The following is an 8,449-nucleotide window of genomic DNA, read 5'->3' as shown; positions in this document are numbered from 1 at the left end:
GGCAATACGGGCATCTTGGGCGGTAAAAGGCACAATTTCAAACGGCAATTTATCCAACTTAGCAAGGTTTTCCGCTTTACGCTGGCTTTTTTCAGCCCCAAAACAGAGTTCAAATAACACGATACTGGATAAGCCAAAATCAGCCGGCTTGTATTGTGTCAATTTTTCGATAAATTGCGGCTGACGATTCAGTAAGGCAATCACAGCATTCGTATCAAGCAGGTATTTCATTCAAAACAGCTCCACTCTCTTTCTTGTGCCGATGTTTGACGTTCTGACTGTACCGCACTCACAAAAGTCGGATCAAGTTCGCCTAATTCATCTAGCCAATCCCAGTTATTGACGACTGGTTCAATAATCACTTTATTACCTTGTTTTTCAATCCGAACTTCTTCACCGGCAAAACGAAAGGCTTTCGGTAATCGAATAGCTTGTGAATTGCCCGTCCAAAATAATTTCGCTGTTATCATAATTTGCCTCCTTAAACGTATCTACTTTTAATATATATTATATAAAACAGGCTGAACCTGCAATACCATAAGGGAAACCTTAGGCAAACAAAAAGCGACCGTGGTCGCTTTCTTACTTCACCAATAATCAACTCATCTGATTACCCTGTTGAATAAAGTCATCAATTCGTTTTCGAATGGCTTTCATTTTCTGCTGAATAAACTTTTCTTCTTTCCGACCAAATAACGTATCGTGATCAACCATAAAACGTACCGATACTGTTGTTTGCTCTGGATTATCTTCATATTCAAATGTTAGCAACACAAGCGGATCATTTTCAGTATAACTAATACGGGCGTGATATAAACCAATATAGTAAGGCGATGCACCATAGGATAAGCTACTGTCTTTAGCACGCCCAAATAGCCTATCTTGATTTTCAATATAAATTTCGACAAACTGTTGCTGTTGCCACAATGAAATCAACTCGGCTAAATTTGCAGAGTGTTGATCAATCTGTTGTTCGGTAAAACCTAGCGCTAGACTGATTTCTGTGAATAAGCGATGGATTTCTACAAATTTAATATGTTTACGTTCTAACATTTTGTTTCGTTTGAGTCTGTTTAAGTTGCTGATTCAAAATGTGCAAAACATTCTGCTTAGTCTCTTGCGGTGTCTTGCCTACTACTCTAGTACCACCAATTTGGGCTGTTTTATCCACAATTTCACGGATATAAGGTGCATTTTCATTCATATGACCTCCTGTTGATAAAAATGGACAATATCTGATCGCATTGTCCATTTTTCCCGTGTGATTGTCAATTACCCCCGATCCCGCAAACTGCGTTTAGCTTGGGCTTTGCGTTGTTCTTTGAACAAATAAGTTAAAAGCGACCGAAGTCGCTTTTCTCTTGTACTCTCGCTAAGCAATAATACTAATGCCCTTATGTTGTACCAATGTTAGCAGTTTTAATGCTGCACCACTTGGTTTTTTCACCCCCCTTTCCCATTCAGACACAAGATTTTTGCTGATATTCAGATAATGGGCAAACACTGCCTGCGAAAAATTTTCTTTTTCTCGGATTGCCTTAATTTCTGCTGGTGATAATGTTTTCACCGGTGTTAAGCACGATTTATCAAACTGCTGTAATGTTTTTTTATCCATTACGCCTGCATCATATAAGTCCAACGCATTTTCGTGAATCATTTGTGCAATTTCACTGTTATAACTCATTACTAAATACCTCAATTAACACGCCTTTCTCAACCAATAGCTGAATTTGCTTTGGTGTATAACTTTCATATTGTTTAGCTAATAATTTCAAACTGTGTAAGTCTGTTTCGGAAATATTATCTTGTTTACTCTTCGCAAAGCCTACCACAAAAAAATGATTATGGTTGATTTTATAGAAAATTAATGTTCGATAGCCACTCGACTTTCCTTGCCCTTGCCGTGCAACACGCTGTTTAATAATATTGCCACCTAATTCAGCATCAATTAACCCTTTTTCAGCTCGCTCAATCGCTTCAAGCAAAGCCTTGTCATCAATATTCTGTTTAGTGGCAAATTTGGTAAAGGCTCTTGTTTTAAAAATTCGCATTGATTATTCATCTATCATCTTTAGCGTTATACTAGAAGATAATGACTGACCTGTCAATTACCCCCGATCCCGCAAACTGCTTCGTTGTTTGGCTTGGGCTTTGCGTTGTTCTTCTGCCAAAATACGTTGTATCGTTCGAGCAATGTCCGCTTCAGACTGCCCTTGTGCCGCATTAATTGTAATATTGACCGTTTGATTCACCGAACCGACCGCTTGTGGTTGGCTAATGGCACTCACTGGCGGGCGACTATCTACCTGTACCATTGGTTGAGCCACCGCAACCGTTGAGCCTAACGCAGCCAGTCCTGCCATTTTGCCATAGTTCAAACGGTTAAGGTTGGCAATCCCGATACGACTGGTCGCTTCTTTGGTCATAATATATTCGCCGCCGTGATAAATCCCTTTTGGCTCATATTTGCCACCGTTGCCGGCATAACCGCCCGACCATTTTTGATCAAGCCCTAACCAAGATTTTACACTATGCCATTTATCACTAATGTAATGCCCTGCTTGATTAACTTTTTCACTGGCATAATTTTTAATCCCCGAACCTAAATCTTTTGCCCCCTGTTTAATGCCTTCCCAAGAAATTTTGCTCAAGTTATCAATCAACCATTGCACTCCATTTTTCAGGCTTTCAAGCGGTTGTAGGGCATCTGAAAGCCAACTTTTAATATTTCCCCACACCGTTGCTGCTTTATTTTTTAATTCGTCCCATTTTTGGCTAATCCAATTTGACACACTTTCGGAGACTTTCCCCCAATTCTGAATCAACCAAATAATACCTCTAATCAAGGGAATAATCGGAAATAAAATATTTAGGATTGGGTTATTATCAAATACTTCGCACACCCAGTTCCAACCGGATACTAACGCTTGTTTAACCGTATCCCAATTTTTCCAAAGTAAAACCAACACGGCGATTAATGCAATGATCGCTAATACAATCCAAGTTATCGGATTTGTCAGTAGTGCAGCACTAAAGGCAAGAATTTTTGGAATTACCGCTAAAAAGGCTCTGCCCATTAACAATAACCCTTTACTTGTCCAGGCAGTTACTTTAAGTAGAATTGTGCTAAATTTCCAAAACGCTAATCCAATCCGTAAAATAGGGTAAATCACATAACTCAAGATCAATGATGAACCACCCAATACTAATAAAAATGCCGCAAAATAAGCGGTCGCCTGTGCAATACTTTTCGTTAATTCCGGATTTGCTTTAACCCATTGGCTAATAGAACGTAGCCAAACAGTAAAAGATTGGGTCTGCTCTCTCAGATCATCTGAAATCGTATCATAGATAGCTAACCCAATATCCTCTTTAGCAGAGGAAAGGGATTTAATATCGCCCAATAGGTTATCCGTCATCGTTGTGCTAACTTTTTCAACCGTACCTTTGGCATCTTTCAACATATTTTCGTAATTTTGAATGACACCATCAGCTTGACTCACTAATTCAGAAGCCCCTGCTAATCCGATTTTGCCAAAAATATCATCAAAAATTCCTAAACGCTCCCCTGTTCCCATTGATTTGGTTTTGTCCATAATCTCTTTGAGAATTAAAGGCACATCTTTTAAATTCCCCTTCGCATCTTTGGTTTTTATTCCTAGCTTATCCAGTGCTTTTTTAGCTTCTTTCGGCGGTGCAGCTAAACGAACAAACATATTTTTTAAGGTCGTTCCCGCCTGTGAACCTTTTATCCCGACATTACCTAATAATCCGGAAAGTGCTGCGGCAGATTCAAATGATTGTCCCGCAGCGGTTGCAATTGGTGCACCTTCTTTCATTGTTTCATAAAGGGTTTCTAAACTGGTATTGGACGTGGTAAAAGTTAAGGTTAGTACATCAGCTACACGCCCCATATCATCTGCTTGAATTTTAAAACCTGATGAAATATCCGAGGCAATATCAGCCACACGGGCTAAATCTGTCCCTGAAGCCATTGACATTTGTAACATTGACGGAGTCGCAGCTTTAATTTGTTTATCGTTGAACCCTGCCATTGCTAAATACCCCTGTGCATCAGCGACTTCAGAAGCCGTAAATGCCGTTGTTGCACCAAGATGAATCGCCTGATCACGCAATGCCTTGATTCTCTCAGCATCTTTCTCCTTATCCAAACGGGTTAATGCCTGTACTTTGGAAAAAGATTGCTCAAATTCTAAGGCGGGACTTAGCATTGCATAGCCACCACCTAAAAGAGCAGTACCGCCCATCATTGTTTTTTGTCCAAATTGCCCAACACGATCCCCCTGTGCTTTGAGCTTTTCAGCCTGTTGTTTATATTTGGCATTCTGTCGCTGCTGCTGGTTAAGACGTTTTAATCGCTCCTCCTGCTGTTTTATTGAACCGGAAGTCTCTTTCATTTTCCGCTTTAATTCACTTTGTGCCACTGCCATTTTTTTCGCATCAAAGCCTGCCTGCTTAAATTCAAGCCGAACCCTGCGAGTACGATCAATTAAAGCCTGTTTTTTCTGCTGTAGCTGAACCACTGCTTGCTGTGCTTCTTTTAATTTCTGTTTAAATTCAGCGGTTGGATTTTTAGCATCATAAAATGCCCGCTGCATTGCTTTCGCCTTTTGACGAGCCCGCTCTAATTTTTGGCTTGTTTCATTAAATTGTGCTTTAAGTGGATTAAGGGTATCTCGGTATTTTTTAATCTGTTTCTCATTTTGGTTAAACTGGCTGTTTAATTGGCGTAATGCGTCCTTACTTTCTCCAAGTGTACGGGAAAGCCGTTGTGCTTTTTGAGTCGCTTTTTGAAATGGCGCGGTGAGTTTATCGACCGTAGAAAGCAGAACTTGTAGTTTAAGATTTTGGCTCATTATATTTTCTATCCGATGCTATGTGTAAATTAGACTATTATGAATTTGTAGTGAACAATCTATTTTTACCGTTTTATGTGAAAAAAAGATTGACACACTCAGCAGAATGTCTAATCATTAGGCTTAATAATATAAGGAGGAAATAATGCTTGATTTATTCGTTACCTTCTTCTTTGGATTGATGGTTGTCGGTAGCCTATTATCCGTTGCAATTCTTGGTATTGCTTTTGTCGGTTCAGTTACATACGGCATTATTGGTGGTATCTTTCAAGGCGTAAAAGACTTTAAAAATAGTTAATCATCAAGGCGGTTTAACCGCCTTTTTTATTGTAGGCAAGATGTGCCAACACAATATTTTCTATCATTGCCTGATCATCACCACTAAATCCGAGCAATTCCCGCTGGTCATATTTTACTTTCCAGTTCAAATGCCGTAAGACACGGCTAGACTTCCCGTGTTGGTGAATATCGGCAATAAAACCGGCTTGCCCCGCATACCCAATCTCTACCCCATCCCCGTTGGTACGGGTTTTCATTAGCCGTGCGGTGCGGAGTTTGGCGAACATTGCTTTTTGTTTTACCTTGCCACGCTTTACTCGCTTTTGCACTTTGCGTGGGGCATACGGCGTGCCGTCCGGATTTTTCTGCGCGGCGATGCGTTTACGTTGGGACTGGGCAAGCTGTTTGCCTATCTCACGGGTGAGAGCCTTGCGTTGTTGTGGGCTAAGTTGTTGCACAAGGGCTTGTAGGTGCGGGGTTACGGTATCAATAATCGTCATTGGTTTGCGCTTGGGAGTCGAAAATCAGTCGGTCGAAATGGTATAAACGCCAACGCTCAAGGGGGATCCATTCGGTCGGTTGCGGTTCGTTGCCGTGTTTTGCGGTAAATTCCCCTTCCTGTTCCTTGACAATCACCCGTTCGGTGAGAGGGATTTTGATGTAAATATCATAGGTTTTGTGGTTGTTCGGTTCAATCTCAAAGGTGATTTTGCTCTGATTTGCCGGATTGAGCAGCAGTTCCGACTGTTCAATCCGCACAAAATTAAGGATTGGCACAAACAGTACATCGGGGTGATAGGGAAAATCGGTGGCAATCACTTCCAAATCGTAGTGATATTCAAAAGATAGTGAGGCTGCGCCGGTCAGTTTCAGGTTGCCGTTGTCAAACTGCAAAATCAACTGGTCGGGATTTTGCTGAAAATAGGCGATGGATTGGGTGAGCAAATCACGCAGACGGTCGGGTTTTAACATTGGCGATAGCCTTTTTGTCGCTGTTCGGCAATCCGTTGGCAATCGACACAACGGGTGCAGCCGAGAATATGTTTGCGACGGAGTTCGGGGATCACGTCGCCGCAATCTTCACAGTAGGTGGCACTGCAAGCGGTCGGTTTGGCCCGTCTTTTTGCAAGGGCAAATTCCCGCTCACGTTCTGCCAGTTCATTGGCTCGGTCAATTTGGTCTTTCATTGGCTCTGTTTGCTCTGTGTGGCGTTGTAAATCTCGATACACTGTTGGTATGCCTGCAACTGAATTTGACACAATTCAATCGTCGTCAGGCTTTGGTCTAGGGCTTTTATCAAATCACCGTTGGTGTTGAGGTGATGAAGATTGGGCTGCCGGCAATGATTTTCGCTGGGGCAAATCAGCGGATTGGGTTTGATGATGTTTGCCGGCTCGTTGTTTGAGCAAGCGGCCAAGGCGATCAGGCACAGGCTGTTTAGCCCAATTTTGCTGTTTTTCCAGTTCGGCCAAAATGTCATTGGTGCGTTCCTCTGCGTGTTGAAGTTTGCTTAATACGTTTTGATGTAGCGCTTTCACTTGGCTTTGGTACTGGGCAATTTGAATATGGGCATTTTCCAGTTGGTTCGCCAGTTGCCGATTATCCGCTTTGATGAGCGTCAATTCTTTTCCCGCCGTGATAAGCTGCTGCTCTTTGCTTTTGTTTTGGTAGCACAAATAGCTACTCACGCTAAATAACACAATCACCGAGGCGATCATTGATTTGCCAAAGGCGGCACTAATGAAATGAGTCAGCATTTTATTTCCTATTTGATCATTTGATGAAAGTTGATTACACTTATCAAGAATTAAGGTTTTGGTTAATAACAATGTGGAATTTATTTAAACGCCCTATCAAAAAAGATACCCTTGATGCGTGGGTTAAAATCCTTGAAGATTGTGCAAAAGTGGCGATTGTCGCCATTCCTGTTGTTATGTTTGGTGATAGTGAATCGCACTATCTCATTAAATTATTCCGTACACTCGGTTTAGTTGTCATCGCATATCTATTATTAGCCGGCGGTCGTAAACTGCGTGAATCACCGGAGATTTTTACTCAATCACATAATACGGAGGATCCACAATGAATGTTTTTCTCAATATCCTTGATGTGCTAATTGTGGTTGCTATTCCACTTGGGCTTTATATTGCCATTAGCCGAACTATTGATAATGCAAAGCGTAAAGCAGAGCATAAATAGTGAATATCGGTTTTCTTATCTCTGTTATTGGCATACCTTTATTTTTCTTGGTATGTCTGCTTTATGTGCTGAAAGATGCACCAAAGCATCACTAGGTTATTGAAAGGGCATTTACGCCCTTTTATTTTGCCAAACACAACCCTTTCTCTTTCTCTCGCCGAATTTCCAATCCCCGTAATTTCTTGCCGCCGGCATACACCCATTTCGGCAATTCATTGCACGCGCCGAGATAATCGCCGGCATTGGCTTTGCGGAACATTGTTGATTTTCGCATTGCGCCGCAACCGACATTAAATGTGATTGAAGTGAGTGCATCAAATACGCCCTGCGGCAGCCTTTTCCCGTTGGCATAACGGTTTACGCACTGCTCCGCCGTTCGCAAATCTTTCGCCCAACGGTCGGCTATCTCTTGGTTCGTATAAAGTCGGTTCGGATCAATCGCCTCGCCACCTGCGGCGGTTGAACCAATCCCAACCGTCAGCACGTCGGCAGGGCATTGATACGGATCACGGCGACACCCTTCGGCATTGCCGATAATCGCCATTCCCGCTTGGCTGATGCGTAAATCAGGGTGGGATAACTGGACTAAGCCAATAATGGCTGACACGCCGCACACTACGGCAGCGGTAAATTTAGCGCTTTTGCTCATCGTCAATAATATCCTGTAAGTTAATTTTGTAACGGCGTAAGGCTTCTTTTTTGATTTTCAACTCTTCGGCTTTGTAGTGCCAATTCATTAAGATTGTCAGCAAACCAAACAAAATGCCTAAAATCACGCCCCAGTCAGACAGATTTAGGCTAGAGATGACGGTAATAAATGCCCCAAAAAGCGAGGTATTGTCGTGTTTATCCATTTTTATTAGTCCCATAGGCTTACCGTTTCTTTACGAGTAGAGGTGGTACGAAACTCAATATCAGGCATTTCCACCTGTTGCCCAATGGCTAAAATAGGGCTATCAGCAAGCTGTGGGTTATATTCTAAAGCCAGCTCAACCAAGCCTGTGGTGCGTCCGTAGTGGCGATAAATCAATAAATCAAGCGTGTCGTCTTGGATTGCGGTTAAAATCATATTAATTCCGAAATTAAGCCGTTTT

17 protein-coding genes are annotated in these 8,449 nt (G+C 42.0%); 3 read left to right on the top strand and 14 right to left on the bottom strand.

Features of this window, described 5'->3' with window-relative positions:
• The 7 genes from RO21_RS11610 to RO21_RS11585 all read right to left on the bottom strand — a co-directional run.
• Positions 1-231 (bottom strand): PIN domain-containing protein (locus RO21_RS11610; protein WP_047977940.1); only part of this gene is annotated, 231 nt, incomplete at its 3' end.
• Positions 228-470, bottom strand: a complete 243-nt coding sequence (locus RO21_RS11605; protein ID WP_047977939.1) for an antitoxin — start codon at positions 468-470, stop codon at positions 228-230. The genes RO21_RS11605 and RO21_RS11610, both read right to left, overlap by 4 nt.
• A gap of 127 nt (positions 471-597) precedes the next feature.
• Positions 598-1,053: a hypothetical protein gene (locus RO21_RS11600; RefSeq protein ID WP_047977938.1), complete on the bottom strand. Its 456-nt coding sequence runs from the start codon at positions 1,051-1,053 to the stop codon at positions 598-600.
• Entirely contained in the window at positions 1,040-1,204 is a 165-nt protein-coding gene (locus tag RO21_RS13225; RefSeq protein ID WP_173425306.1) for a hypothetical protein, read from the bottom strand. The genes RO21_RS11600 and RO21_RS13225 overlap by 14 nt, the downstream gene beginning before the upstream one ends.
• Before the next feature lie 168 nt (positions 1,205-1,372).
• On the bottom strand, positions 1,373-1,684 hold the full coding sequence (locus tag RO21_RS11595) for a helix-turn-helix domain-containing protein (RefSeq protein WP_047977937.1): 312 nt from the start codon (positions 1,682-1,684) through the stop codon (positions 1,373-1,375).
• Entirely contained in the window at positions 1,674-2,051 is a 378-nt protein-coding gene (locus RO21_RS11590; RefSeq protein ID WP_047977936.1) for a type II toxin-antitoxin system RelE/ParE family toxin, read from the bottom strand. Before RO21_RS11590 ends, RO21_RS11595 begins: the two co-directional genes overlap by 11 nt.
• A gap of 57 nt (positions 2,052-2,108) precedes the next feature.
• On the bottom strand, positions 2,109-4,877 hold the full coding sequence (locus RO21_RS11585) for a phage tail tape measure protein (RefSeq protein WP_047977935.1): 2,769 nt from the start codon (positions 4,875-4,877) through the stop codon (positions 2,109-2,111).
• A 145-nt stretch (positions 4,878-5,022) separates the two neighbouring features.
• Between RO21_RS11585 and RO21_RS13045 the strand changes: the two genes are divergently transcribed.
• Complete coding sequence (locus RO21_RS13045; protein WP_157019817.1) at positions 5,023-5,175, top strand: hypothetical protein; 153 nt, start codon at positions 5,023-5,025, stop codon at positions 5,173-5,175.
• A gap of 13 nt (positions 5,176-5,188) precedes the next feature.
• Here the strand turns inward: RO21_RS13045 and RO21_RS11580 are convergent, their stop codons facing one another.
• The 4 genes from RO21_RS11580 to lysC are packed head-to-tail and all read right to left on the bottom strand — an operon-like array spanning position 5,189 to position 6,636.
• A complete protein-coding gene (locus tag RO21_RS11580; protein ID WP_047977934.1) occupies positions 5,189-5,656 on the bottom strand; it encodes a phage virion morphogenesis protein in 468 nt (155 codons plus the stop codon).
• Positions 5,643-6,128 carry a phage tail protein gene (locus tag RO21_RS11575; protein ID WP_047977933.1) on the bottom strand — a complete coding sequence of 162 codons (486 nt, stop codon included), beginning with the start codon at positions 6,126-6,128 and terminating at the stop codon, positions 5,643-5,645. The genes RO21_RS11580 and RO21_RS11575 overlap by 14 nt, the downstream gene beginning before the upstream one ends.
• Complete coding sequence (locus tag RO21_RS11570; RefSeq protein ID WP_047977932.1) at positions 6,122-6,343, bottom strand: TraR/DksA family transcriptional regulator; 222 nt, start codon at positions 6,341-6,343, stop codon at positions 6,122-6,124. Before RO21_RS11570 ends, RO21_RS11575 begins: the two co-directional genes overlap by 7 nt.
• Positions 6,340-6,636, bottom strand: a complete 297-nt coding sequence (gene lysC, locus RO21_RS13795) for an Rz1-like lysis system protein LysC (RefSeq protein ID WP_420912000.1) — start codon at positions 6,634-6,636, stop codon at positions 6,340-6,342. The genes RO21_RS11570 and lysC overlap by 4 nt, the downstream gene beginning before the upstream one ends.
• A gap of 85 nt (positions 6,637-6,721) precedes the next feature.
• Here lysC and RO21_RS13790 point away from each other — a divergent pair, with 85 nt between their 5' ends.
• On the top strand, positions 6,722-6,853 hold the full coding sequence (locus tag RO21_RS13790; protein WP_420911999.1) for a hypothetical protein: 132 nt from the start codon (positions 6,722-6,724) through the stop codon (positions 6,851-6,853).
• A gap of 131 nt (positions 6,854-6,984) precedes the next feature.
• Entirely contained in the window at positions 6,985-7,242 is a 258-nt protein-coding gene (locus tag RO21_RS11560) for a hypothetical protein (protein WP_047977931.1), read from the top strand.
• Positions 7,243-7,476: 234 nt separating this feature from the next.
• On the opposite strand, the gene RO21_RS11555 is transcribed toward RO21_RS11560, so the two are convergent.
• The 3 genes from RO21_RS11555 to RO21_RS11545 form a co-directional block, all read right to left on the bottom strand.
• Positions 7,477-8,004, bottom strand: a complete 528-nt coding sequence (locus RO21_RS11555) for a lysozyme (RefSeq protein WP_047977930.1) — start codon at positions 8,002-8,004, stop codon at positions 7,477-7,479.
• On the bottom strand, positions 7,988-8,209 hold the full coding sequence (locus tag RO21_RS11550; protein ID WP_047977929.1) for a phage holin: 222 nt from the start codon (positions 8,207-8,209) through the stop codon (positions 7,988-7,990). The genes RO21_RS11555 and RO21_RS11550 overlap by 17 nt, the downstream gene beginning before the upstream one ends.
• A 5-nt stretch (positions 8,210-8,214) precedes the next feature.
• Positions 8,215-8,449: tail protein X (locus tag RO21_RS11545; protein ID WP_420911998.1), on the bottom strand; the 235-nt coding region annotated here is incomplete at its 5' end.

The sequence above is a fragment of the Muribacter muris genome, assembly GCF_001038205.1.
Classification (GTDB): Bacteria; Pseudomonadota; Gammaproteobacteria; order Enterobacterales; family Pasteurellaceae; genus Muribacter; species Muribacter muris.
Note: the sequence above shows the minus strand (reverse complement) of the source record. Positions and strands in the feature narration are given on the sequence as shown.